Annotated in this window: 20 protein-coding genes, 1 tRNA gene and 1 other RNA gene; 9 read left to right on the top strand and 13 right to left on the bottom strand. The window is 52.8% G+C overall.

What is annotated here, in order from left to right:
* Positions 1 to 89: 89 nt before the first annotated feature.
* From EDF78_RS16580 to EDF78_RS16570, 3 genes are all read right to left on the bottom strand, one after another.
* A complete protein-coding gene (locus EDF78_RS16580; RefSeq protein WP_095921623.1) occupies positions 90 to 1,469 on the bottom strand; it encodes an aromatic acid/H+ symport family MFS transporter in 1,380 nt (459 codons plus the stop codon).
* A gap of 324 nt (positions 1,470 to 1,793) precedes the next feature.
* Complete coding sequence (gene dapF, locus EDF78_RS16575) at positions 1,794 to 2,633, bottom strand: diaminopimelate epimerase (protein WP_133823513.1); 840 nt, start codon at positions 2,631 to 2,633, stop codon at positions 1,794 to 1,796.
* Positions 2,634 to 2,705: 72 nt separating this feature from the next.
* Complete coding sequence (locus EDF78_RS16570) at positions 2,706 to 3,281, bottom strand: nuclear transport factor 2 family protein (RefSeq protein WP_095921625.1); 576 nt, start codon at positions 3,279 to 3,281, stop codon at positions 2,706 to 2,708.
* Positions 3,282 to 3,477: 196 nt separating this feature from the next.
* On the opposite strand from EDF78_RS16570, the gene EDF78_RS16565 reads away from it, so the two are divergent.
* Entirely contained in the window at positions 3,478 to 4,047 is a 570-nt protein-coding gene (locus EDF78_RS16565; protein WP_133823512.1) for a GNAT family N-acetyltransferase, read from the top strand.
* 70 nt (positions 4,048 to 4,117) lie between these two features.
* Here EDF78_RS16565 and EDF78_RS16560 read toward each other — a convergent pair whose 3' ends face one another.
* Genes EDF78_RS16560 through EDF78_RS16545 form a run of 4 tightly spaced genes read right to left on the bottom strand, consistent with a single transcriptional unit; the run spans position 4,118 to position 8,402 of the window.
* Complete coding sequence (locus EDF78_RS16560; RefSeq protein ID WP_133823511.1) at positions 4,118 to 5,047, bottom strand: ROK family protein; 930 nt, start codon at positions 5,045 to 5,047, stop codon at positions 4,118 to 4,120.
* Complete coding sequence (locus EDF78_RS16555; protein ID WP_095921628.1) at positions 5,044 to 5,910, bottom strand: ABC transporter permease; 867 nt, start codon at positions 5,908 to 5,910, stop codon at positions 5,044 to 5,046. Before EDF78_RS16555 ends, EDF78_RS16560 begins: the two co-directional genes overlap by 4 nt.
* Positions 5,910 to 6,830, bottom strand: coding sequence for an ABC transporter permease (locus EDF78_RS16550; RefSeq protein ID WP_095921629.1), 921 nt, complete (start codon positions 6,828 to 6,830; stop codon positions 5,910 to 5,912). The genes EDF78_RS16555 and EDF78_RS16550 overlap by 1 nt, the downstream gene beginning before the upstream one ends.
* Positions 6,831 to 6,857: 27 nt before the next feature.
* Positions 6,858 to 8,402 carry an ABC transporter substrate-binding protein gene (locus EDF78_RS16545; protein ID WP_133823510.1) on the bottom strand — a complete coding sequence of 515 codons (1,545 nt, stop codon included), beginning with the start codon at positions 8,400 to 8,402 and terminating at the stop codon, positions 6,858 to 6,860.
* A gap of 234 nt (positions 8,403 to 8,636) precedes the next feature.
* Here EDF78_RS16545 and EDF78_RS16540 point away from each other — a divergent pair, with 234 nt between their 5' ends.
* From EDF78_RS16540 to EDF78_RS16530, 3 genes are read left to right on the top strand one after another with little or no spacing between them, the layout of a single operon-like run.
* A complete protein-coding gene (locus EDF78_RS16540) occupies positions 8,637 to 9,776 on the top strand; it encodes an ROK family transcriptional regulator (RefSeq protein WP_133823509.1) in 1,140 nt (379 codons plus the stop codon).
* A gap of 12 nt (positions 9,777 to 9,788) precedes the next feature.
* Positions 9,789 to 11,222, top strand: coding sequence for a M81 family metallopeptidase (locus tag EDF78_RS16535; RefSeq protein WP_131693312.1), 1,434 nt, complete (start codon positions 9,789 to 9,791; stop codon positions 11,220 to 11,222).
* Position 11,223: 1 nt separating this feature from the next.
* Complete coding sequence (locus EDF78_RS16530) at positions 11,224 to 13,056, top strand: ABC transporter ATP-binding protein (protein WP_133823508.1); 1,833 nt, start codon at positions 11,224 to 11,226, stop codon at positions 13,054 to 13,056.
* Between the two features lie 50 nt (positions 13,057 to 13,106).
* Here EDF78_RS16530 and EDF78_RS16525 read toward each other — a convergent pair.
* The 4 genes from EDF78_RS16525 to EDF78_RS16510 all read right to left on the bottom strand — a co-directional run bounded on the left by EDF78_RS16525 (position 13,107) and on the right by EDF78_RS16510 (position 14,933).
* Positions 13,107 to 13,236: non-coding RNA, RtT sRNA (locus EDF78_RS16525), on the bottom strand.
* Between the two features lie 43 nt (positions 13,237 to 13,279).
* Positions 13,280 to 13,364, bottom strand: a tRNA-Tyr gene (locus EDF78_RS16520).
* A 212-nt stretch (positions 13,365 to 13,576) separates the two neighbouring features.
* Positions 13,577 to 14,425, bottom strand: a complete 849-nt coding sequence (gene purU, locus EDF78_RS16515) for a formyltetrahydrofolate deformylase (RefSeq protein ID WP_013575956.1) — start codon at positions 14,423 to 14,425, stop codon at positions 13,577 to 13,579.
* A gap of 43 nt (positions 14,426 to 14,468) precedes the next feature.
* Complete coding sequence (locus EDF78_RS16510) at positions 14,469 to 14,933, bottom strand: YchJ family protein (RefSeq protein WP_131693314.1); 465 nt, start codon at positions 14,931 to 14,933, stop codon at positions 14,469 to 14,471.
* A gap of 148 nt (positions 14,934 to 15,081) precedes the next feature.
* On the opposite strand from EDF78_RS16510, the gene rssA reads away from it, so the two are divergent.
* The 4 genes from rssA to EDF78_RS16490 all read left to right on the top strand — a co-directional run bounded on the left by rssA (position 15,082) and on the right by EDF78_RS16490 (position 19,680).
* On the top strand, positions 15,082 to 15,993 hold the full coding sequence (rssA, locus tag EDF78_RS16505) for a patatin-like phospholipase RssA (protein ID WP_095921635.1): 912 nt from the start codon (positions 15,082 to 15,084) through the stop codon (positions 15,991 to 15,993).
* 96 nt (positions 15,994 to 16,089) lie between these two features.
* A complete protein-coding gene (rssB, locus tag EDF78_RS16500; RefSeq protein ID WP_095921636.1) occupies positions 16,090 to 17,103 on the top strand; it encodes a two-component system response regulator RssB in 1,014 nt (337 codons plus the stop codon).
* A 216-nt stretch (positions 17,104 to 17,319) separates the two neighbouring features.
* Positions 17,320 to 18,663 (top strand): UDP-glucose/GDP-mannose dehydrogenase family protein, encoded by a 1,344-nt coding sequence (locus EDF78_RS16495; RefSeq protein WP_095921637.1) that lies wholly within the window; start codon positions 17,320 to 17,322, stop codon positions 18,661 to 18,663.
* Between the two features lie 9 nt (positions 18,664 to 18,672).
* Positions 18,673 to 19,680 (top strand): NAD-dependent epimerase, encoded by a 1,008-nt coding sequence (locus EDF78_RS16490; RefSeq protein ID WP_133823507.1) that lies wholly within the window; start codon positions 18,673 to 18,675, stop codon positions 19,678 to 19,680.
* A gap of 209 nt (positions 19,681 to 19,889) precedes the next feature.
* On the opposite strand, the gene hns is transcribed toward EDF78_RS16490, so the two are convergent.
* On the bottom strand, positions 19,890 to 20,297 hold the full coding sequence (gene hns / locus EDF78_RS16485; RefSeq protein ID WP_013575950.1) for a histone-like nucleoid-structuring protein H-NS: 408 nt from the start codon (positions 20,295 to 20,297) through the stop codon (positions 19,890 to 19,892).
* Between the two features lie 622 nt (positions 20,298 to 20,919).
* Here hns and EDF78_RS16480 point away from each other — a divergent pair.
* Complete coding sequence (locus EDF78_RS16480) at positions 20,920 to 21,528, top strand: thymidine kinase (RefSeq protein WP_133823506.1); 609 nt, start codon at positions 20,920 to 20,922, stop codon at positions 21,526 to 21,528.
* 118 nt (positions 21,529 to 21,646) lie between these two features.
* Here EDF78_RS16480 and adhE read toward each other — a convergent pair whose 3' ends face one another.
* A complete protein-coding gene (adhE, locus tag EDF78_RS16475; RefSeq protein ID WP_119827368.1) occupies positions 21,647 to 24,316 on the bottom strand; it encodes a bifunctional acetaldehyde-CoA/alcohol dehydrogenase in 2,670 nt (889 codons plus the stop codon).
* Positions 24,317 to 24,619: the final 303 nt, after the last annotated feature.

Genomic DNA, 24,619 nt, shown 5'->3' with positions numbered 1-24,619 from the left:
CTTTTGTAGGGTAATCGCGGTGCTGTCACCACGTCATGATTTTTATGTTGATGAACAGGTTTCTAATTATTAGGAGGCTAATCCAGAGATTAGCGGATATTCATGGTGCGCGACAACTCCGGGATGTCAGTAATATCAACGCCTTTGATCATCTCGGCCGGGTGTGCCGCACGGTGTAAAAGGATGCTCAGGCCAGCCAGCAAGGCAGGCAGGGCCAGAATAATAAAGATCATGTTTTCGCCGGAGAAAATGCCCAGCAGGATCCCGCCCATGGACGAGCTGATGATGGCGCCGCTGCGGCCGATGCCGTGCATCCAGCACACGCCGGTGGCGCGCATTTCTGTCGGGTAAAAGGCCGGGGAAAATGCCTGCAAACCGGTTTGCGCGCCGTTAATGCAGACGCCGCTGATGAACACCAGCAGGGCAAGAACATCCGGGCCGAAGTTGCCGATGCCCTGTGACAGCAGGCTGACCATGCCCATCATGTAGAAACCGGCAATCACCCGTTTGGCGGTGAATCGGTCCATCAGCCCGCCAACCATCAGGCCGCCGAACGTGCCGCCTAACTGGAACAAACCGGCGACGATGGCCGCACGCTCCAGCGAGAAACCGCCGTTGCGCATGATGGTCGGCAGCCAGCCGTTCAGCAGGTAAATCACGAACAGCCCCATAAAGTAAGTGACCCACAGCACAATCGTGCCTTTGGCGTAGCCGTTGGTGAATAACTGGAAGACTTTGGCTTTCTTCTGAATCACCGGTGCCTTGAGCACGAATTTGGTGCCTTCACTGAACACGCCACCGGCGCGCGTCAGCACTTTGGCGATTTTCTCTTTCGCCACATCGCGCACCACCATGTACATCGCCGACTCCGGCAGGATCCACAGCAGCAACGGCAGCATCAGCAACGGCACAATCCCGCCGGCAAAAATCACCGCTTTCCAGCCGAAATGCGGCAGCAGACCGGCGGCGACAAAACCGCCCGCACCGGAACCCACGTTAAAGCCGCTGTACATCACGGTGATCATCAGGCTGCGGCGGCGTTCGGGCATATATTCCGACACCAGCGTGACGGTATTGGGCATCACTGCGCCTAAGCCGAGGCCGGTGAGAAAACGCAGAATTGCCATTTCCATCGGCGTGCGGGCAAAGGTGCTCAGCAGGCTGAACAGGGCGAAACACAAAATCGACCACATCAGCACCCGTTTACGGCCAAAGCGGTCCGCATTCGGCCCGGCAATCAGTGCGCCGATCGCCACACCAAACATCGCCGCGCCTAATATCGGCCCCATTTCCGCGCGGCTGATGCCCCAGTCTTCGATCAGCGCCGGGGCGATAAAGCCCATGACGGCGGCGTCGTATCCGTCGAACATGATGATGATGAAACACAGGGACAGAACCACCCATTGATATTTCGATATCGGGCGTTCGTCTATCCACGTTTTGACATCCACGATGGTGTTGTTGCTCATAGGGTACGCTCTCTGTTTTTTTTATTAATATGTGATCGGATTAAAACTTTGAAGAAAATTTCACTGACCGGAGCAGCACGAAACACGGCAGTGATGGGTTTTTATTAAGATTATTTTATTTATTAAACAATGAGTTGGTTAATCATTGTTGTGCTTCCTGATAACCAACTTAGGGGCTGTAAAGCGCGCTGTCTGCCATAAAATCATTATGCGGGTATGAGTTTTATTTATGACGGACTGTTCGAAAAGTGCGGCAGCGGGACTGCCGCAGGGAAGAGGTTTAGCAGGAGGACATCCCTTCGCGGGGATAAAACAATGAAATGACTACGCGGGCATATCCCGGAAACAGTCGTTATCGAGGGTAAGGGTGGCGATTTTCTGCACCGGCCCGCGCATGTTGACCTGAAAATCGCCGCTGAAACGGATGGCGAGTTCACCGCCGGGCATCTGCACGGTAACGGTGTCGTCCACCAGCCCGAGCTTGCGCATGGCGCTGGCCGCCGCACAACTGCTGCTGCCGGAAGCCAGCGTATACCCCGCGCCCCGTTCCCAGATGCCGATGCGGATAGTATTGCGATCAATGACTTGCGCGAACTGCACGTTGGTACGTTTCGGGAAAATCGCCAGCGTTTCAATTTCAGCACCGAGCTGCCTGACCAGATCCAGATCCAGCTTTTCCACCCGGATCACACAGTGCGGATTGCCCATCGACACCAGCGTTGCACTGAGATTGTGCCCGCCAGCCACCAGCGGTAACGCGAGGGCTTCATCGCCTTCAACCGTTGCGGGTAACGCGGCTGGCGAGAATTTTGCCTGCCCCATATCCACAATCACCTGATGCGCACCTTCGGTGACTTCGCAGCGCACCTGTCCGCCCGCCGTGTTCACCAGAAAAGGTTTATGCGTTACGCGCCCGATATCAAACAGATAGCGGGCGTAAATACGCAGACCGTTGCCGCTTTTCTCGGCTTCTGAACCGTCGGGATTAATAATGCGCAGGGAGGGAATGTCAGCACCGTCGTTGTCGATCAGCAGACCGTCGGAACCGATGCCGTAATGGCGGTCGCAGACGCGCTGAATTTGCTGATTGCTGAGCAGGGCGGCGACGCTGTGATGGCAGACCAGATAATCATTACCCAGTCCGTGATAGCGGTGAAAAATCATAAGGCAGCTCCGGAAATATTCATCATAACTATGAACAGATCTAATCGGAAACTGCCCGTTTGTCAGCTAATTTCAGCCATGCAACCACGCCAGTCCTTCTTCTTTCATCTCTTTTTCCAGCTGACTGAATTTGGTCGCGAACACCCGTTTCACCGGGAACCCGCTTTGTTCCAGCAGATAGGCCAGCGGAGCATATTCACGCGGGTATTTCGCCACGACGGTTTTATCAATGTCCACCAGCCCCTGCGGGAACGTGAAGGTTCCCATGTCATATACCGACTGACGTTTTACGATTCGCCAGACGCCATCGCGTTTTTCAATCAGATCATAGAAGCGGTTATGGTTACTGCATCCCAGACCCAGTCTGATATTTTCCCCGACAATCATCGCGTTGGTTTCTGCAATGGCGCGGTTGCCATTAAAGGTAATGACCGGTGCGGCGATCAGATGTTTGGTGACTAAGTCCGAGCCACCCATTTTTTTTGAGCCTTCGACAAATTCGCTAAAAATTCCTTCAAACCAGGTGACTTCAATCACACCATCGCCGTGGAAAAGCTCAAGAAGCTGATCCCACTGCGATAAATCACGGTGGATCCAGCCGTTCATCAGGTCAGCAATATCTTGTTGGTCTTGTAAGGTGTGTGTCATGAAAAAACTCCGGTTTGAACAGGGCGGTTATGATGCATTATTAATAGTCACCATGGCAACTATTTCATATGTTATTTGTGAGGGTGATGGATAAGTTAAGTGTAGTGACAGGGAGGGAATACATTTTAAACCGATGGGGGGGTGTGGTAATAAAGAGGTTTCGTGCTGAATATATCGCCATAAAAAGGAGTGATTTATGGAGTCTTTTGCCGTCCCGCTCGCTTCACCGCCGCTAAATATCATCACGCCGCGTCTGATACTTCGTCAGTGGCAGGACAGTGATTTCGGGCCTTTTGCTGCAATGAATGCAGATCAGCAAGTGATGGAATTTTTCCCGTCAGTTCTGACCCGTGAAAAAAGCGATGAAATGGCGATCCGCTGTCGGGATTTGATCACAGAACGCGGATGGGGTATCTGGGCGGTTGAGCTGCGTGAAACCGGTGAGTTCATCGGTTTCGTTGGGTTACATACGCCGGGTTACGATTTGCCGTTTACGCCATGTATCGAAATCGGCTGGCGCCTGAGGGCGGATACATGGGGGCAAGGTTATTGCACTGAAGCCGCCCGCGCCGCGCTGGATGCCGGGTTTAACCAACTGGGGCTAAACGAAATTGTGGCCTTTACCGCGCTGCCGAATGTCCGTTCTCAGGCGGTGATGAAAAAACTCGGTATGGCATGTGATCCAAAAGAGAACTTCATGCATCCGGCGCTGGAGGAGGGGCACGGGTTACGGGAACATTGTTTGTATCGGCTAAAACGGGTCTGACTCCCTCCCCTGCGAAGGGGAGGAGTTGAAACCAAAACCGTACGGCTATTGCAGGGGGAGGAGCAAACAACTAACTCTGCATCCTCCCCAGTACCGATGCCCCCACTAATCCACCGTCGGTCAGGAATTTCCCCGGTATCAGCAACGGTTCTGCATAAGTGTGCAGCACACCGCCGCGTACTTTCTCATCCAGCGCCGCGATAAGTTCTTTTGCCGAGGCCAGACCGCCACCTGCCACGATCCGCGAAGGGCCGAGGATGTTGATCAGCAGCGCCAGCGGTTCGGCGACCAGTTCCAGCCAGGCATTCACGGTCAGAGAACAGTCGGGATGCCCCTTCAGCCAGCCGGTTACAATGTCCAGACTGGTATTTTCCTGACGGTGGAAATGCTGATGCAGGCGTTCCATGCCGCGTGCGCCGCCGAGCATGTCGAGGCAGCCGGTCTGGCCGCAGCCACATCTGAGGCGTGGCACGGCGTAATGTTTGCTGCCGAGGGTCAGCTCCGTGCGGGTGATCGCACCGTGTCCCCATTCCCCGGTGACGCCACCGTGGCCGCGCACCAGCTGGCCGTTAATCACCAGACCGCCACCGACGCCGGTGCCTAAAATAATCGCCGCTACCACGGAATGATGTTGTGCATTACCCGCATGCGCTTCGGCGAGAGCGAAACAGTCAGCGTCATTGGCGGCAGTGACCGGGCGCTCAAGGGCTACGCTCAGATCATTCGCCAGCGAATGGCCGGTAAACGCGGGGATATTGGTTGCCAGCATTTCACCGGTTTGCGGCGACACCAGACCGGCGGTGGAAATCGCCAGCGGAGTTCCCGCCGGTAAATCCGCTCCGTAGGTATCGATCAGATATTGCATTGCGCCGACAAAATCCTGCCATGAGGCAACGGGTGTCGGGACTTTGCCACATTCTTCCACTTCGCCGGAACGGCGTGAAACACCAAATTTAATAAAAGAACCGCCGATATCGGCGCAAAAAACCGCAGAGTTCATGAGCGTGTGTCCAGTAAATCTCGCAGCCCGTCGCCCAGTACGTTAAAACCAAGCACGGTCAGCATAATGGCCAGACCCGGGAACAGCGAAAGGTAAATATTTATGCCGAGGAAGTTCCGGCCATCGCTCATCATGGTACCCCATTCCGGCATCGGCGGCTGTACGCCAAGCCCCAGAAATGACAGACTGGCCGCCGCGAGGATCACCGTGCCGGCGGTCAGGGTGGATTGCACGATTATCGGCCCGATAGCATTGCGCAGAATGTAATGCACGATGATGCGGTAATTCGACAAACCCAGCGCCTGCGCGGCTTCCACGTATTCCATCTGCTTTAAACCCAGCGTCAGGTTACGGCTCAGACGGGCATACACCGGTATGGCAAACAGTGAAATGGCGATCAGTAAATTCACCAGTCCGCCGCCGAGAATACTGACCACCAGAATGGCCAGCACGATGCCCGGAAAGGCAAACAGCATGTCCATAAACCACATGATGATCATGTCGGTATAACGGCCCGCCATCCCGGCGATAATGCCCAAAGGAATGCCGATGATCATCGCCAGACCGACGCTCAGCACCACTTCGATAATCGAAATCCGGGCACCGTAAATAACGCGGGCAAAGATATCGCGGCCATAATCGTCGGTACCAAACCAGTGGTCGGCACCCGGCGCAAGCAGGGTATCAATCAGATCCTGTGCGTACGGATCATGACGGGCGATCAGCGGTGCAAACAAACCCAACAGCACGATCAGGCTGACGATAAACCCGCCCGTCGTGACGGCAGGATGACGCCATAACCAGCGGAACAACCGCAGCGTGCGCGGTTTGCGACGGGGTAATTGCGTGATAATGGCAGACATTAATCGAACCTTATTTTTGGATTCAGGAAAGCAATCAGTAATTCACCGAGCAGGTTCATTACCACCACGCCGCAGACGGCAACCAGCGCCACGCCCTGAATCACCGGGTAATCACGATAGCGCACGGAATCCACCAGCAGGCGGCCGATACCCGGCCAGTTAAAGACGGATTCGGTGACCACCGCGCCACCGATCAGGCTGCCGAAATTGAGCGCCACAATGGTGACAATCGGGATCAGCGCATTGCGGAACGCATGGCTGCAATAGACGGTAGTGGCGGATAACCCTTTGGCGCGCGCGGTGCGGATATAATCTTCCGACAGCACGTCGAGCATGCTCGATCGCGTCATGCGCGCCATCACCGCCATCGGTAAAACCGCCAGCGTGACGGAAGGCAGAATGTAGCTTTTCCACGATGTCGCACCGAGTAATGGCAGCCAGCCGAGATTTACCGAGAAGGTGTTCATCGCCATCAGACCCAGCCAGAAGTTAGCGATCGACGCCCCGGCAATCGCCAGTAACATCACGCCAAAATCCGGCCAGCGGTTGCGATACACCGCGCCTATCATGCCCGCCGGAACGCCAACCGCCACCGCCAGAAAATAAGACAGAATGGCCAGCGCCAGCGTATACGGCATCCGCTCGCCGATTTCCTGCGTCACCGGTTGTTGCGACTGCAACGAGACGCCGAGATTGCCCTGCAACACGTTACCGGCGAAATGCAGATATTGCGTCACCAGCGGTTGATCTAACCCGAGGCGAACGCGCATGGCATCAACGGCTTCCTGCGTGGCTTCAGGCCCGGCCATCAGACGCGCCGGATCCCCCGGAAGCGCGCGGATCGACACAAAAATCAGCATCGACACGCCGATCAGGATGACCGGGAAGGCGATGAGTTTTTTGGCAAGATAGGCTTTCATGGCTATTTTCCACTGTAAATGCTGCGGTTATTTTTTCTGTGCATCTTTCACCACAATTTGTCCGCCGGGGATCATGGTGACGCCCGATACCCCGGTGCCGGTGGCATACAAATCGTTCTGGTAATACAACAGAACCTGCGGCGCCTGCTGGTTAATCTCCTTCTGCGCATCGACGTAAATGGCATTGCGGGTATTTTCATCCAGTGTCGAGGCCGCGTTGTCTAACATTTCATCGAGTTTTGCATCACTGAAGAAGCCCAGATTCGCGCCGCCCGGTGCGAAGCTTTTGCTGTAGTAAAGCGGACGAAGTTGCAGATCGGCGCCATTCGCGCCGGAAGACCATGACGCCAGCACCGCGCCGGTGTTATCGGCCTTTTTACCCGCCTGATCGGCAAACGCGGCTTTCGTCCACACGCCGCTTTCCATGATTTTCACGTCCAGTTTCACCCCGATTTTCGCCCACATGCTTTGCAGCACCTGACCGATACGCGCGTCCTGACCCTGCACGGCAATTGACATCGTAAAGCCGTCGGCAACGCCTGCTTCTTTCAGCAACGCTTTGGCTTTCGCCAGATCCAGCGGATACGGGTTCAGGGTTTTGTCATAACCGGCGGTGACCGGTGCCAGCGGGGAATTTGCCGGTTGTGCGAAGCCCGACATGATGGCGCGCACCAGTCCATCGCGGTCCGTGGCGTAGTTCAGTGCCTGACGCACGCGGACATCGCTCAGCGGTTTGAGGTCGGTATTCAGCGCGACCCAGAACACGGCCGCTCCCGGGCTTTCATGCAGACTGAATTTTGGATTGTTTTTCAGTAGACGGGCAAATTGCGGAGGGACCGGGTTGATAACGTCGGCTTCACCGGCCTGCAGGGCCATGTTCATGACGGACGGCTCGGCGCTCCAGGTCCATTTGATGTCGTCCGGCCCGGCGGCTTTATCGCCCCAGTAGCCCGGATATTTTTGTTCCAGCACGAATTCGCCGGTTTTGTATTGCACCATTTTGTACGGGCCGGTGCCGACAGCTTTGCTGTCCAGCGTGCCGGTTTTATCTGCCGCCGGACTGACCATCAGACAGGCGCCGGTGGTCAGTAAATTCAGGAAGGCCGGATACGGTTTTTTCAATTTGAACACGACGGTGGACTCGTCGGTTTTGGTCACGCTGTCGAGGAAGGTGCGCAGACGTCCGCTGGCGGCCAGACCGCGTTTTGTGTCGAGATGGCGGGCAAAGTTGGCGACCACCGCATCGGCGTTAAAAGGCGTGCCGTCGTGAAAAGTCACGCCGCTGCGTAGTTTGAATGTCCACACCAGACCACTTTCATCGCTGCTCCAGGAGGTCGCCAGCGCCGCTTCCGGCTTCAGTTGTGGCGACATGCGCAGCAGACCTTCATACATCGGATCCAGCACCGTGCCGGTAAAAGTCGCGGTCTGGTTGCCCGGATCCATGCTGCGCGGCGCTTCGTTTTGCATCACGTTCAGCGTGGCGGCAAACACCGGCAGCGAAAAGACGGCGAGAAGTGCGCTGCTCAGCAGCGATAACTGCACGGGACGCCGGATGTAACGGGTAATCTTCATGTTCTGCCCTCTGGGTAAAAATCGGATGAAGTGGCTCTGGCTCAGTCTGCCGGTTCGCTAAAACGCCGGTTTTAATCACAGTTTGTTTTAACAAAGAGATTTCATTAATAGTTCATATGAAATACTTATATCGCAACATTTAGTTTATTTTGTGAACTAATTAGCATTGATATATCCATTTCTACCGTTTAATGTCAATGCAGATGAGCGAAAACTGAGAGCGCCAAAACGAATATGCTAACAACTTTGCAACGTCAGATTTTAGGCGCAGTGAATGCCTCCGGCCATTTGAGTCGCACCGAACTGGCGCAAATCTCAGGAATGAGCAAGGCGGCGATCGGCGGCGTGGTGCGCGAGATGATTGAGGCCGGTTTTCTGCATGAAGCGGAAACGGTGCCGGGCAGCGGGCAGGGCAGACCGTCGGTCCGGCTGGTGGTGCATCCGGACGGGGCGTGGTTTGCCGGCGTTTCTTTGCTGCAAAATCCGGCGCAGATGGCGCTGATCAATTTGCACGGCGAAATCCTTTCGCGGGTGTCTTTTGCGGCCGATGCCGATCCGCAACAGCTGGCAGCGAATATCGCCAGCGCCTTACCGGCATTACTTGAGCCTCATCCCGAGGCGGCAAAAAAGCTGGTCGGGTTGGGCGTGACGCTCTCCGGTCTTATCGATGAACATCAGTCGACCTGCGTGCAGTCGGCGCTGCTGGGCTGGCGGGATGTGCCGCTGGCGAAGCTGATTTCGCAGGCCACCGGCATGGAAGTGGCCATTGAAAATGATGCCAAGGCACTGGCGGTGAGCGAGAAAAGTTTCGGTCAGGCGCGGGATCTCAGCAGCTTTACGCTGGTCAGCCACGACGCGGGGATCGGCAGTGCGCATTTTATTGCCGGGCAGTTGCATCGCGGTTTGCATGGCGGTGCGGGGGAAATCGCCCACTGTACGCTGGAGCTGAACGGCTCGCCGTGCCGCTGCGGCAAGCGCGGCTGCCTCGACACGCTGGCGTCACTCAATGCGATTGCCGAAATGGCGAAAACGGAGGGGCTGGAGGCCACGACGATCGGCGGGCTGGAACAGCTGGCCATGCAGGGCCAGACGGCGGCCATCCGCATTCTGCACCGCGCGGGTTCTGCGCTGGGTTTAGCCATATCGCATCTGATTCAAATCAATGACCCGGACTTGATCCTGATTGCCCATCAGGATGCCGATTTTTCCGGGCTGTTTGGCACGGTTGTCCATCAGTCTGTGGAGGCCAACGTGCTGCCGGGCAATGCCGGTAAAACGCCGGTTCGCACTTTTACCCTAAACGACGACACCTGGGCGCGCGCGGCGGCGAGTATTGCCGCACACCGCTTTCTGGTCGGTCTGAAGCCTGTCTGAGGAATGAGCAACATGCGTATAGCGGTCAGCGGTATCCATATTGAATGCAGCACTTACAATCCGGTGCTTAATGAGGAAAAGGATTTTACCGTGGTGCGCGATGCGCAGTTACTGGCATCGCCGCGTTTTCGTTTTTTGCAGGATTATCCGGCGACGTTTTTACCGACAATCCACGCCCGCGCCATTGCCGGTGGCCCGGTCGCACGGGCGACTTACGATAAATTTAAAGCGGAAATGCTGGCAGGATTAGAGGCGCAAAAGCCGTTCGACGGCGTGTATCTGGCGATGCACGGCGCGATGTATGTTGAAGGGCTGGAAGATGCCGAAGGTGACTGGATTGCCGCCGCCCGTAAGGCCGTCGGGCCGGATTGCCCGATCAGCGTCAGTTACGATCTGCACGGCAATGTCTCGCAGCGCATCATTGACGCCATTGATATGTTTTCGACCTACCGCACCGCGCCGCATATCGACGTGGAAGAAACTATGCGTCGTTCTGTCGCCATGCTGGTTAAGCATCTGCAAACCGGCGTGAAACCGACGTTGCTGTGGGTGCCGGTGCCGGTGGTGTTACCGGGCGAGCGCACCAGCACGGAAGATGAACCGGCGAAAAGTTTGTACGCCCGTCTGCCTGAAATGGATGAAGTTGACGGCGTGTGGGACAGTTCGCTGATGGTCGGTTATGTCTGGGCCGATGAGCCACGGGCAACAGCGGCGGTGATCATGACCGGCACTGACCGCGCTGTGCTGGAACAGCAGGCGACTCAACTGGCGCAGGCTTACTGGGACGCGCGGGAAGATTTTGTGTTTGGTTGTGAGACTGACACGGTGGAAGCCTGTGTGAAAAAGGCGATTGCCAGTGAAACGCGGCCGGTGGTGCTGGCGGATTCCGGCGATAATCCGACCGGTGGCGGCGTAGGTGACCGCGCGGATGTGTTGCAGGAACTGATCAAACAGTATGCACAAAATACCCTGGTGGCCGGGATTGCCGATGCACCGGCAACGGATGCAGCCTTTAATGCCGGTGTGGGATCCACACTGACGCTGACACTCGGCGCGTCACTTGATCATTCCAGCCCGCAGGTGAAAGGCGAGTTCGACGTGGTGTTCCTGCTCGACGCACTGACACCGGCTGACCGTCAGGCCGTGCTTCGCATTGGTGGAATTGATGTGGTGGTCTCGGCGCGCCGCCGTCCGTATCACAACATCAGCGATTTCACCGCGCTGGAACTGGATCCACATAACGCAGACATCGTGGTGGTGAAATCCGGTTACCTTTCGCCGGAACTGGCACCGATTGCCAGCCCGAACCTGATGGCGCTGTCGAACGGCGTGGTCGATCAGTTTGTCGAACGTCTGCCACGCAACCGCAAGCCGCGCAAAACTTTCCCGTTTGATCGTGATTTCAGCTATGTGCCGCAGGTGCAACTTTCCTCCAGGAGCAAATAAGATGAACCAGACCACCGGACAGCCTGTAAACCGTCAGCCCGTGCTGAGCGTGAAGCATCTCACCACCTCGTTTCGCGGCGATGACGACTGGCTGCCGGTGGTGCGTGATGTGTCTTTTGAGGTGTATCCCGGTGAAACGCTGGCGATCGTCGGGGAATCCGGCTCCGGGAAAAGCGTGACGTCGCTGTCAGTGATGCGTTTGCTGAAAGCGCAAAGCAGCCGGATTGAGGGCGAAGTCTGGCTGAATCAGCGCAATTTGCTGACCCTTTCGGATAAGCAGATGCGCGATATTCGCGGCAACGAGATGGCGATGATTTTTCAGGAGCCGATGACCTCGCTGAATCCGACTTTCAGTATCGGCAGGCAGATTGCCGAGAGCCTGAAGCGGCACCGTGGGATGTCGTCGGCGCAGGCGCGGGCGGAAACACTGCGGTTGCTGGAAAAGGTGCGCATTCCCAATGCGGCCAAAAGATTTGATGAATATCCCCATCAATTTTCCGGCGGTATGCGCCAGCGCGTGATGATTGCGATGGCGCTGGCGCTGAAACCTAAATTACTGATTGCCGACGAACCCACCACGGCACTGGATGTGACCATTCAGGGACAGATTCTGGATCTGATTAAAACGTTGCAGGAAGAAGAAGGAATGGCGGTGCTGTTTATCACGCACGATATGGGCGTGGTGGCGGAAATCGCCGACCGCACGCTGGTGATGTATCGCGGTGAAGCCGTGGAAAGCGGGGCGACGGAGGATATTTTCCATCGTCCGCAACATCCTTATACCCGCGCGTTGCTGGCCGCCGTACCGAAACTCGGCTCAATGCAGGGGCGTGGTTGGCCGTTACGGTTCCCGCAAATCAATCTGCAAACCGGTGAAGCCAGCGTGCCGGAGGAAGTGGCGGGAACAGTCGATACAGGGCTGACGCCTTTGCTGTCGGTGAAAAATCTCAGCGCCCGTTTTCCGGTTTATGGCGGTATTTTCAGCCGCCAGGTCGGTGCGGTGCATGCGGTGGAAAACATCAGCTTTGATTTATTTCAGGGCGAAACGCTGTCACTGGTCGGCGAATCAGGTTGCGGGAAATCGACCACCGGCCGCGCGGTAACACGTCTGCTGAAACCGCACAGCGGGGCGATCGATTTTGATGGCTTTGATGTGATGAATCTGGGAAAACGTGACGTTTTGCAGATACGCCAGCGTATCCAGATGATTTTTCAGGATCCGTTTGCCAGCCTGAACCCGCGTATGCGCATTGGCGACGCACTGATCGAACCGATGCTGCAACACAAACTGCACAACCGCCGTGATGCCAGAGAGAAAGCCGCTTCACTGCTGCAAAAAGTCGGGCTGTCACCGGACATGCTGCGCCGTTTTCCGCATGAGTTTTCCGGCGGTCAGCGCCAGCGGATTTGCATCGCGCGCGCCCTGACACTGGATCCGAAAGTGATTGTCGCCGATGAATCCGTCTCTGCGCTGGATGTCTCCGTGAAAGCGCAGGTGGTGAATCTGCTGCTCGATTTGCAGGAAAGCATGAATCTGTCTTATCTGTTTATTTCGCACGATATGGCGGTGGTCGAAAGGGTGAGTCATCGCGTGGCGGTGATGTATCTCGGGGAGATTGTGGAGATCGGCCCGCGTGCGGCGATATTCGATAATCCGCAGCATCCGTATACACGCAAACTGATGGCGTCAGTGCCGGTGCCGGATCCGTCGCGCAGAATGCTGAAACGACAAATGCAGGTGGATGAACTGAAAAGTCCGGTACGCGACAACGGCTATATTCCACCGCAAAGGCAGTATCAGGAAGTGTCAGCAGGACATTTTGTTCAGATTTAATATAACAGGAAGGTTTTTCTACAGAGAAACTCGAGGATGAATCTGGAAGATGGTGGTGGGGGAAGGATGACCCGGCCTTTGGCCTCGCCCTGCGGGTCGTTGCTGCGCAACGCTGTCTCGCTTCGCTCGGCTCAAACCTTCGGGTCGAAGGTTCTCTATCCTTCCCGATTTGTATTTTTATTTTGGTTTGGAGTTTTCGAAAGAGGCGGGAATATCTGGAAGATGGTGGTGGGGGAAGGATTCGAACCTTCGAAGTCGATGACGGCAGATTTACAGTCTGCTCCCTTTGGCCGCTCGGGAACCCCACCACAACTTTTGTGGCATTTACTACTTACTTCTGGCCTAAATCATCATGTGCTACATGGATGATTTTTGTCGCTGCAGCGGTTAGCTGCGAACGGGGCGCATAATACCAAATAAGCCGAAGGTGTAAAGCGCTGAAAGCGATAATAAAGTTCGTTTGCGGTTTTTTTGCCCTTAACGGTGTTTCTCTGAGCGAAAAACACCGTCAGGACGCGGATTACAGAATGACGGTACGGTTTCCGTAAACAAACACGCGTTGTGCCAGTACACGGTATAACGCACGGCTGAGCACGTTTTTCTCAACGTCACGCCCGGCACGCATCATATCTTCGGCGGTATAGGTGTGATCGACGTTAATCACGTCCTGCATGATGATCGGGCCTTCATCCAGATTGTCATTAACGTAATGCGCCGTGGCACCAATCAGTTTCACACCCCGCTCATACGCCTGATGGTACGGACGTGCACCAATAAAGGCAGGCAGGAACGAGTGGTGAATGTTGATCACCTGATGCGGATAATGCTGCACAAAGCCCGGTGTCAGCACACGCATGTATTTCGCGAGAACCACATAATCAGGCTGATACTGGTCGATTTGCGCAATCATCGCGCTGTCGTGCTGTTCGCGGGTCAGACCGTCGTGGCTCACCAGATGGAACGGAATATCAAAGCGTTCCACCAACGTTTGCAGGGTATCGTGGTTGCCGATCACCGCCGCAATTTCCACATCCAGTCCGCCATACGCGGCTTTCATCAGCAGATCACCCAGACAATGGGCTTCTTTGGTCACCAGGATCACGATACGGCGACGGCCGGTGCTGTTCAGTTCACGCACGGAACCCGCAGGCAGCGCGCTGTCGAGATCGGCGAGCAGGGTGGTGTCGTTGAAAATCCCTTCCAGCTCGGTACGCATAAAGAAACGTCCGGTGCGGTGATCCACGAATTCGTTGTTCTGCACGATGTTCAGTTCGTGCTTGTAGCAAATGTTGGTAATTTTGGCGATCAGACCTTTTGCATCAGGGCAAATGGTGCGTAATACCTTGGTTTGTACGTTCTGTTGCGGCATGAGGGAGTGGATCCTGTCCAAGACTTAAAATAATACGGTTGAATTATTTACCGCAGCACTTCTTATATTTTTTACCCGACCCGCACGGGCAGGCGTCGTTGCGGCCTGTCTGCGGTTTAATTCCGTCGATATAGTACCAGCGATCTTTCAAACGAAGAAATCGCGAACGCTCGTGGATCAAATGAAGGGAGTCGCTGCCGGTTTCGGTAAATCGCGCCGCAAACTCAACGAATCCTTCATTCGCATCGCGTCCTTCCGACTGGCTGATCACCTGCAAACCCTGCCAGTGCGTGCTGGCAAAGCCTTCCTGTAAACTGTCACGCCATTGTTCGGGTTGACAATCCGGGTGCCAGGTGGCGATCAGATAACTCGCATTTTTCAGGACGTAAGCAGTGTAGCGTGATCGCATCAGCGCGGACGGTGTGGGCGCCACGCGGGTCTCAGAAATGTATGGCTGGCAACATTCTTCGTAAGGAAGATGGCTGCAACATGGGCAAAGTTCTGACACGGAAACTCCTGATTCGCAGGGCTTACACATTCAATAGCGCAGGTTGCGCTATTGAATGCACCAAAGCGATATGTTACCTAACAACCTCGCCGGGTGACAACGCGCTTCCCCGCTGATTCTAACGCTATGTGCAATATAAGGTCATCAGATGAGCAGAAAAGTCACCATTGGTCTTGCCCTCGGTTCGGGAGCGGCGAAAGGGTGGGCGCACATCGGGGTGATCAATGCCCTGAAAGAAATGGATATAGAGATAGATGTGGTGGCCGGTTGTTCGGTCGGCGCACTGGTCGGCGCGGCGTATGTCAGCAACAGGTTACCGGCCATTGAAAGCTGGGTGCGGTCTTTCAGCTACTGGGATGTGTTGCGGCTGATGGATTTCTCCTGGAAACGTGGAGGATTGTTGCGCGGCGAGCGCGTGTTTAACGCCGTCGGGCAGTTGATCCGCATCGATGAATTTGAGAAGTGTTCGAAGAAGTTTGGTGCCGTCGCCACCAACCTGAGTACCGGACGCGAGTTGTGGCTGACCAAAGGGGATTTGCATGAGGCTATCCGCGCCTCGTGCAGTATGCCGGGGTTGCTGGCACCGGTGTGGCACAACGGTTACTGGCTGGTGGACGGCGCGGTGGTGAACCCGGTGCCGGTGTCGCTGACCCGGGCATTAGGCGCGGATATCGTGATTGCGGTCGATCTCCAGCATGATGCGCATCTGATGCAGCAGGATTTGCTGACCGTGCAGCCGACCGGCGAAGCACTGAATACTGACAAAGAAGTGAGCTGGCGTGACCGGATCCGCCAGCGTCTGACCCGGCCAAATGCCCGCAAGCCGAATGTCAGTCCGTCAGCCATGGAAATCATGTCGACCTCCATTCAGGTGCTGGAAAACCGGCTCAAGCGTAACCGCATGGCAGGCGATCCGCCTGATGTGCTGCTTCAGCCCTATTGTCCGCAAATTTCGACGCTGGATTTCCACCGGGCAGAAGAAGCCATCGAAGCGGGGCGTCTTGCCGTTGAAAAACAAAGAGAGCAATTGCTGCCCCTGATAAAAAATAGACAGTTCTGAACGGCTTAAAATGTGTTTGGGTGAATCTGACAATTCTGCCAAGCAAAAACGGGCTTTATGAGCCACTATTAGAATAAGAAATTCTGGGGGACCCTGATGGACAAGCCACTTACAAGCAAGCATATTCTCATCGTTGAAGACGAAGCCGTTTTCCGATCCATACTTGCTGGGTATGTAAGTTCACTGGGTGCCACCTTTACCGAAGCTGAAAATGGTCTTGAGGCTTTGTCCCTGGTCGAAGACTACCCGCCTGATCTGATCCTCTGTGATTTAGCCATGCCTGAGATGGGGGGCATGGAGTTCGTCGAAAATCTGCGCTTGCAGGGGAATAAAATTCCTGTTCTGGTGATCTCGGCCACCGACAAAATGACCGATGTCGCTTCAATGTTACGTCTCGGTGTAGAAGACGTCCTGCTCAAACCGATTAACGATCTCAATCGGTTGCGTGAAGCCTTACTTTCTTCTTTATACCCAAAGTTGTTCTCATCCCAGGCGATGGAGGAAAGTTCGCTGGTGCAGGACTGGGAGGCGCTGTGCCGTAATCCCAACGAAGCACAACGCCTGTTACAGGAATTGCAGCCGCCGGTTCAGCAGACGCTGGCGCATTGCCGCATTAATTACCGTCAGCTGACCAGTGCGGAAAATCCGGGGCTGGTGCTGGATATTGCCGCGCTGTCTTCCAAAGATCTGGGCTTCTATTGTCTGGACGTCACCCGCGCCAGTGAAAATGGTGTGCTGGCCGCTTTATTGTTACGCGCAATCTTTAACAGCTTATTACGTGAGCATTTGAGCAATCAGAATCAGCGATTGCCGCAGATGTCTACGCTGCTCAAACAGGTCAATCATTTATTCAAGCAGGCGAATCTGGAAGGGCAATTTCCTTTGCTGCTGGGTTATTATCACGCCGGTTTCAAAAATCTCATTCTGGTTTCTGCGGGTTTACATGCCAACGTCAATACCGGCAGCAATATGATCCAGCTCAGTAACGGTGTCCCGCTGGGAACGACCGGCGCGACATACTCCAATCAAATCAGTCAGAAATGCGATGCCTGGCAGTGTCAGGTCTGGGGATCGGGTGGGCGTCTGAGATTAATGCTGTCTGTAGAATGAGCGGATTTATTGTTGTTGATAATAATACGTTAATAATATTGAGTATTTTTTCTGCACGTTATTAGGCCTGCATTTTCCATTTCAATCTTCTAAGACCTATCTTAATGCAAAATATGCCTTTGCAGGCGCACTCCTGTGTGAAACTGGTATAATGCGTGCGGAAAATTCTAGAACGGTAATTTATGTTGTTTGGACAAAACAAATAGGAATTCGCTGATGAAAGTAACAGTTTTTGGTATCGGTTACGTAGGACTTGTTCAGGCTGCGGTTCTTGCAGAAGTCGGGCATGAAGTATTGTGCATCGATGTGGATGCAAAGAAAGTAGAAAACCTGAAAAACGGGCAGATTCCAATTTTCGAACCAGGCCTGACTCCACTGGTTCAGCGCAACTATGAAGCAGGGCGTCTGCTGTTCAGCACCAATGCGGCTGAAGGCGTGGCGCATGCAACGGTCCAGTTTATCGCCGTGGGAACTCCGCCGGATGAAGACGGTTCTGCTGACCTGAAATATGTGACTGCGGTGGCGCGGACCATTGCTGAACATATGACTGAACCTAAAGTCGTGATTGATAAGTCAACCGTTCCTGTCGGTACTGCGGATAAAGTGCGCGCGGTCATGGCAGAAAAACTGAAAGAACGCGGCGTTGATATCAGTTTCGATGTGGTCTCCAACCCGGAATTCCTGAAAGAAGGTGCCGCGGTTGCTGACTGTATGCGACCTGAGCGTATTGTCATCGGTACGGATAACCCGGATGCCATCGACCCGATCCGTGAACTCTACGAACCCTTTAACCGTAATCACGATCGCATGATTCTGATGGATATCCGCAGTGCTGAGCTGACCAAATATGCGGCGAACTGCATGCTGGCAACCAAAATCAGCTTCATGAACGAAATGTCCAATCTGGCAGAGATGCTGGGCGCGGATATTGAGAAAGTGCGTCAGGGCATCGGTTCAGACTCCCGCATTGGCTACCACTTCATTTACCCTGGCTGTGGCTATGGCGGCTCCTGCTTCCCTAAAGATGTGCAGGCGCTGATCCGCACTGCTGAGCATATTGGCTATCAGCCAAAACTGCTGCAGGCTGTGGAGCAGGTGAATTATCAGCAAAAATATAAACTGCCCGCGTTCATTCAGCGCCATTTTGGCGAGGATCTGAAAGGCAAAACGTTCGCTCTGTGGGGCCTTTCCTTTAAACCTAATACCGACGACATGCGTGAAGCATCCAGCCGTGTATTAATGGAACAGCTCTGGGCTGCAGGCGCAAAAGTAAAAGCCTACGATCCGGAAGCCATGAATGAAACCCAGCGTATTTACGGTCACCGTGATGATCTGGAATTGATGGGCACCAAAGAATCCGCGTTACAGAATGCTGATGCGCTGATTATTTGTACTGAGTGGCAGAGTTTCCGCGCCCCGGATTTCGATGTGATCAAAAAAGCTTTAAAAGAACCGGTTATCTTCGACGGTCGCAATTTATTCGATCCTGAACGTTTGGAAAAACGCGGATTTACTTACTACGGCATCGGCCGTGGCGCATCAATCAATCCCGTTTTGTAAGGAGTTTTCATGAAATATCTGGTCACCGGCGCGGCGGGCTTTATTGGCTTCTATGTGTCAAAACGTTTGTTGGCGGCCGGTCATTCAGTTATCGGCATTGATAACCTGAACGACTATTATGACGTCAATCTGAAACTTGCCCGCCTGGCGCAGCTGGAAAATAAAGACGGCTTTGAGTTTATTAAGCTGGATTTGGCTGATCGCGAGGGTATGGCGGCATTGTTTGCTGAACAGCGTTTTGAACGTGTTATCCATTTAGCGGCGCAGGCGGGTGTCCGATATTCAATCGAAAATCCTCTGGCTTATGCTGATTCAAACCTGACAGGATTTGTTAACGTTCTCGAGGGCTGTCGCCATAATAAGGTGGGGCATTTGCTTTATGCCTCATCCAGTTCAGTTTATGGTCTGAACAAAAAACAGCCTTTTTCGACGGATGATTCTGTAGACCATCCTGTTTCGTTGTATGCGGCGACCAAAAAAGCCAATGAATTAATGGCTCACACCTATTCACATCTTTATAGCTTACCTACCACCGGATTACGTTTCTTTACCGTATACGGTCCGTGGGGACGCCCTGATATGGCTTTGTTTAAGTTCACCAAAGCAATACTGGCGGGTCAGAGCATTGATGTTTATAACCACGGTGAAATGCGTCGCGACTTCACTTATATCGACGATATCGCCGAAGCCATTGTTCGTTTGCAAAACGTTATTCCGCAGGCTGATCCTGACTGGACGGTGGAGAACGGTTCCCCGGCCAGCAGTTCAGCACCGTATTGCGTGTATAACATTGGGAATAGCAATCCGGTGAAGCTGATGACGTATATCAGTGCGCTGGAAAAAGCGTTAGGAATTGAAGCAGCGAAGAATATGCTGCCAATGCAACCCGGCGATGTACACGAAACCAGTGCGGATACTGCGCCATTATCCAAAGCCATTAACTTTAAGCCTGAGACGCCGGTTGAGCAGGGCGTACAGCGTTTTGTTGACTGGTATCGGGACTTTTATCAGGTGTAAGTCGGAATGTTTTGCTTACAGAAAGGTCGCTGATGCGGCCTTTTTTTATGGAATCAGTTAAATCTTATGGATATTTAATTCCCTGACGGTGGCGGGTGTTTTATCTGCATTTTTTGTATTTGTCAGAAGAATATGACAGCCTATTAAAAACAAAAAGCCCATCATAAAGATGGGCTTTTTAGTATTAACTCGAGGGTTAATACGGGCAATTACAGCAGGAAATCGTCCAGTGATTTGCCTTGCTCTTCGATTGCTTTTTTGATCACGGCTGGAGTACGGCCCTGGCCGGTCCAGGTTTTGTTTTCGCCGTTTTCATCAACGTATTTGTATTTAGCCGGACGTGCAGCACGTTTAGCTTTACCGGTTGCTTTAGTCGCTGCCATAGTTTGCAGCAATTCATTTGGATCGATGCCGTCAGCAATCAGCATTTCGCGGTATTGTTGCAGTTTACGGGTACGCTCTTCAATCTCAGCAGCTGCCTGAGAATCTTCTTCGCGACGCTCGTTCACAACAACTTCTAATTTTTCCAGCATCTCTTCCAGAGTTTCCAGAGTGCATTCTCTCGCTTGTGCGCGCAGAGTACGGATGTTGTTCAGAATCTTTAATGCTTCGCTCATTATACTAGTCTCAAATTATATTGGTGGGGGGCGTTTGGCTAATAATAGAATGCTCTTCTGTATTCTGCAATAGCCAATTTGTTTACCTGACCTTAATTTACGCATTTAAAGCAAATAACGTTTCCGGAAGGGTAAATATAGCCAGGTCCATTCACGCTATTTATCTGAGGGGGATTACCCTATTTTCAATACTCAGTCGGGGGTAATTGTTGCGTTACGTATGCTGTTTTATAAGCCTGCGATTGTTCACAAATTTAAACGCAAAGTGAAGTTATGTTATGTAAGGATATGGAAAAACAGGGCACTAAGGCCGCACTGCCTCAAAAGCTTCTCTGTGATAAAGCATTCTATTCATCAGGATGAATGTATAGACAAACCAATAACCCTGCGGTATTTGCATATAAGAAATGCGGTCTTTACGGGTATTGAGGCGAGGTGATAACAAGATATTGTTCCATGCCATTATAATTTTTGATTGTAAGTTTCTGTGATTTTTTTAAATGAGACGGTTGTATCCGTTGCGGATTACCCAGATGACGCGCGTTGTTATCGACTGCCGGGCATGTGGTACAATGCACGCCGAAAATTTACGCCATCCATTACTTTATGGGGTCACTCCTTCATGGCTCAGCTTTATTTCTATTACTCGGCGATGAATGCCGGTAAATCCACCTCGTTGTTGCAATCTTCATATAATTATCAAGAACGTGGTATGCGCACGCTGGTACTCACTGCCGAATTAGACCACCGCTTTGGTGTGGGCAAAGTCAGTTCACGCATCGGCCTGTCATCGCCTGCAGAACTCTACAATAAAGATACTGAACTCTTTGACCTGGTCGCTCAGGAGAACCGTTCACAGCGTCTGAGTTGCGTCCTGATTGATGAGTGTCAGTTCCTTACTAAGACTCAGGTTTCGCAGCTCACGGATGTGGTGGATGATTTAGACGTGCCGGTGCTCTGTTATGGCTTACGCACAGATTTTCGTGGGGAGCTTTTCGAAGGCAGCGAATATTTGCTGGCGTGGGCGGATAAGCTGGTTGAGCTTAAAACCATCTGCCATTGTGGCCGTAAGGCAAACCGCAACCTGAGACTCGATGAAAAGGGCAATGCTCTGCACGATGGTGCACAGGTCGTTATCGGGGGGGATGAAAGCTATGTGTCTGTGTGTCGCAGACACTACAAGGAAGCGATGGCCGCGTTAGACATAAAGGATAATGACCCGCTTCTCTGAGGCTTTTAAAATCCCCTGTCAGCATTGTCAGCATTGTCAGCATTGTCAGCATTGTCAGTATGACGCATAAAAAAACCCGCCTTTTCAGCGGGTTTTTTACTATCAGAATCTCAGCAGATTATTTTTTGCTGGTTTTCTTTTCAGCTTTTGGCGCAGGAATAACCACTTCTTCTGCAACATCTTCGCTGAATTCACGGCCGTAGTAAGTATCCATCAGGATTTGTTTCAGCTCAGCAATCAGTGGGTAACGTGGGTTAGCACCGGTACACTGGTCATCGAAAGCATCTTCAGACAGTTTGTCTACTTTAGCCAGGAAGTCAGCTTCCTGAACGCCTGCTTCGCGGATTGAGGTTGGGATACCCAGTTCCGCTTTGATTTCATCCAACCATGCCAGCAGTTTCTGGATTTTCTGTGCAGTACGGTCACCAGGTGCGCCCAGACCTAAATGGTCGGCAACTTCTGCGTAACGGCGACGCGCCTGAGGGCGGTCATACTGACTGAAAGCAGTCTGTTTAGTTGGGTTATCGTTGGCGTTATAACGGATAACGTTGGAAATCAACATGGCGTTAGCCAGGCCGTGTGGAATGTGGAACTCAGAACCCAGTTTGTGGGCCATTGAGTGACAAACCCCAAGGAAGGCGTTAGCAAACGCGATACCTGCGATAGTCGCCGCGTTGTGAACACGTTCACGGGCAACCGGGTTTTTAGCGCCATCTTTGTAGCTGGCTGGCAGGTTTTCTTTCAGCAGTTTAAGCGCCTGCAGAGCCTGACCATCTGAATATTCGTTTGCCAGTACAGAAACGTAAGCTTCCAGTGCGTGAGTCACCGCATCCAGACCACCGAAAGCACACAGTGATTTCGGCATGTTCATGACCAGGTTGGCATCAACGATAGCCATGTCCGGGGTCAGCGCATAGTCAGCCAGTGGGTATTTCTGACCTGTCGCATCGTCAGTCACCACAGCGAACGGTGTGACTTCTGAACCAGTACCTGAAGTGGTAGTGACGGCGATCATTTTCGCTTTCACGCCCATTTTCGGGAACTTGTAGATACGTTTACGGATATCCATAAAGCGCAGAGCCAGATCTTCAAACTGAGTGTCCGGATGTTCGTACAGGACCCACATGATTTTGGCCGCATCCATCGGTGAACCACCACCCAGCGCAATGATGACGTCTGGTTTGAAGGAGTTCATCTGCTCAGCACCTTTACGAACAATGCTCAGTGTTGGATCCGCTTCCACTTCGAAGAAGACTTCAGTTTCAATACCGTGGCCTTTCAGAACACTGGTGATCTGGTCAGCGTAACCGTTATTGAACAGGTAGCGGTCAGTCACGATGAAGGCGCGTTTTGCTCCATCGGTCGCCACTTCTTCCAGTGCGATTGGCAGAGAGCCACGACGGAAGTAGATAGATTTCGGAAGTTTATGCCACAACATGTTTTCTGCTCGCTTCGCTACAGTTTTCTTGTTGATCAAGTGTTTAGGACCGACGTTTTCAGAGATGGAGTTACCACCCCATGAACCGCAACCCAGCGTCAGAGAAGGAGCAAGTTTGAAGTTGTACAGGTCACCGATACCACCCTGAGAAGCCGGGGTGTTGATCAGAATACGTGCTGTCTTCATTTTGTTGCCAAAATAGTTAACACGTTCTGGTTGGTTGTCCTGGTCAGTGTACAGACAAGAGGTGTGACCGATACCGCCCATTTCTACCAGTTTCTCTGCTTTAGAGACCGCATCTTCAAAATTCTTCGCGCGGTACATCGCGAGGGTAGGGGACAGTTTTTCATGTGCGAAAGGTTCAGATTCGTCAACAACACTGACTTCACCGATAAGCACTTTGGTATTTGCTGGCACTTTGATGCCGGCCATTTCAGCAATTTTCACCGCTGGCTGACCCACGATTGCCGCATTCAGGCCGCCGTTTTTCAGGATGATGTCTGAAACCGCTTTCAGTTCTTTCCCTTGCAGCATGTAGCCACCGTGGGAAGCGAAACGTTCGCGAACTGCGTTGTAAGCAGATTCAACCACGATAATGGACTGTTCAGACGCACAGATAACGCCGTTATCGAAGGTTTTGGACATCAGAACGGAAGCCACGACACGTTTGATATCTGCAGTTTCATCAACGACAACCGGGGTGTTACCCGCGCCAACGCCGATGGCTGGTTTACCAGAGCTGTAAGCTGCTTTCACCATGCCCGGGCCGCCTGTTGCCAGAATCAGGTTCAGGTCAGGGTGATGCATTAACTGGTTAGACAGTTCTACACTTGGTTCATCAATCCAGCCGATGATGTCTTTTGGCGCACCCGCAGCGATGGCGGCTTGCAGAACAATATCCGCAGCTTTGTTCGTTGCATTTTTAGCACGTGGGTGTGGGGAGAAGATGATGCCGTTACGGGTTTTCAGGCTGATAAGCGCTTTGAAAATCGCAGTAGAAGTTGGGTTGGTAGTCGGAACGATACCGCAAATCAGACCAATTGGCTCTGCAATGGTGATGGTACCGAAAGTGTCATCCTGACCCAGGATGCCACAGGTTTTTTCATCTTTGTAGGCATTGTAGATATATTCAGAGGCGAAGTGGTTTTTAATCACTTTGTCTTCGACGATACCCATTCCGGATTCTTCAACAGCCAGTTTTGCCAGCAGAATTCGAGAATCGGCAGCAGCCAGGGCGGCGGCAGCGAAAATCTTATCGACTTGCTCTTGACTGAAGTTGGCATATTCGCGCTGTGCTTTTTTGACCCGAGCGACGAGTGCGTTCAGTTCAGCGACATTTGTTACAGCCATAATGCTCTCCTGATAAAGTTAAACTCTTTTAGTAAATAACCTGCCAAAGACTAGTATAGACCTGCTATCAGTCACCGTGAGAAACTAATTAAAGCTAGATTTCTCAATGTGTTGTCTTTGTCTCTTTATTTGCTCAAAGAGCTTTCAGTAATGAAGCACCTGTGTAGTCAAAAAGTTGTCATCCGGCGACATAAATGAACATTTGTTCTACAAGTACCGCTGAGTGACTATGCACTGAGATTACCTATTTGTGGGCAGGGTTAATTTGATCTGGATCACTAAACCATAATGCTGACACCTTTC

This window comes from Rahnella sp. BIGb0236, assembly GCF_004364755.1.
GTDB classification, from domain to species: Bacteria; Pseudomonadota; Gammaproteobacteria; order Enterobacterales; family Enterobacteriaceae; genus Rahnella; species Rahnella victoriana.
Note: the sequence above shows the minus strand (reverse complement) of the source record. Positions and strands in the feature narration are given on the sequence as shown.

Bases quoted from the DNA above. Each gene is read 5' to 3' on its own strand.
- rssB (WP_095921636.1), top strand. From the start codon at position 16,090: ATGGACAAGCCACTTACAAGCAAGCATATTCTCATCGTTGAAGACGAA.
- EDF78_RS16540 (WP_133823509.1), top strand. From the start codon at position 8,637: ATGCTAACAACTTTGCAACGTCAGATTTTAGGCGCAGTGAATGCCTCC.
- EDF78_RS16555 (WP_095921628.1), bottom strand. From the start codon at position 5,910: ATGTCTGCCATTATCACGCAATTACCCCGTCGCAAACCGCGCACGCTG.
- hns (WP_013575950.1), bottom strand. From the start codon at position 20,297: ATGAGCGAAGCATTAAAGATTCTGAACAACATCCGTACTCTGCGCGCA.
- purU (WP_013575956.1), bottom strand. From the start codon at position 14,425: ATGCCGCAACAGAACGTACAAACCAAGGTATTACGCACCATTTGCCCT.
- EDF78_RS16560 (WP_133823511.1), bottom strand. From the start codon at position 5,047: ATGAACTCTGCGGTTTTTTGCGCCGATATCGGCGGTTCTTTTATTAAA.
- EDF78_RS16545 (WP_133823510.1), bottom strand. From the start codon at position 8,402: ATGAAGATTACCCGTTACATCCGGCGTCCCGTGCAGTTATCGCTGCTG.
- rssA (WP_095921635.1), top strand. From the start codon at position 15,082: ATGAGCAGAAAAGTCACCATTGGTCTTGCCCTCGGTTCGGGAGCGGCG.
- EDF78_RS16530 (WP_133823508.1), top strand. From the start codon at position 11,224: ATGAACCAGACCACCGGACAGCCTGTAAACCGTCAGCCCGTGCTGAGC.
- EDF78_RS16480 (WP_133823506.1), top strand. From the start codon at position 20,920: ATGGCTCAGCTTTATTTCTATTACTCGGCGATGAATGCCGGTAAATCC.
- EDF78_RS16490 (WP_133823507.1), top strand. From the start codon at position 18,673: ATGAAATATCTGGTCACCGGCGCGGCGGGCTTTATTGGCTTCTATGTG.
- EDF78_RS16535 (WP_131693312.1), top strand. From the start codon at position 9,789: ATGCGTATAGCGGTCAGCGGTATCCATATTGAATGCAGCACTTACAAT.
- EDF78_RS16580 (WP_095921623.1), bottom strand. From the start codon at position 1,469: ATGAGCAACAACACCATCGTGGATGTCAAAACGTGGATAGACGAACGC.
- dapF (WP_133823513.1), bottom strand. From the start codon at position 2,633: ATGATTTTTCACCGCTATCACGGACTGGGTAATGATTATCTGGTCTGC.
- EDF78_RS16550 (WP_095921629.1), bottom strand. From the start codon at position 6,830: ATGAAAGCCTATCTTGCCAAAAAACTCATCGCCTTCCCGGTCATCCTG.
- adhE (WP_119827368.1), bottom strand. From the start codon at position 24,316: ATGGCTGTAACAAATGTCGCTGAACTGAACGCACTCGTCGCTCGGGTC.
- EDF78_RS16570 (WP_095921625.1), bottom strand. From the start codon at position 3,281: ATGACACACACCTTACAAGACCAACAAGATATTGCTGACCTGATGAAC.
- EDF78_RS16565 (WP_133823512.1), top strand. From the start codon at position 3,478: ATGGAGTCTTTTGCCGTCCCGCTCGCTTCACCGCCGCTAAATATCATC.
- EDF78_RS16495 (WP_095921637.1), top strand. From the start codon at position 17,320: ATGAAAGTAACAGTTTTTGGTATCGGTTACGTAGGACTTGTTCAGGCT.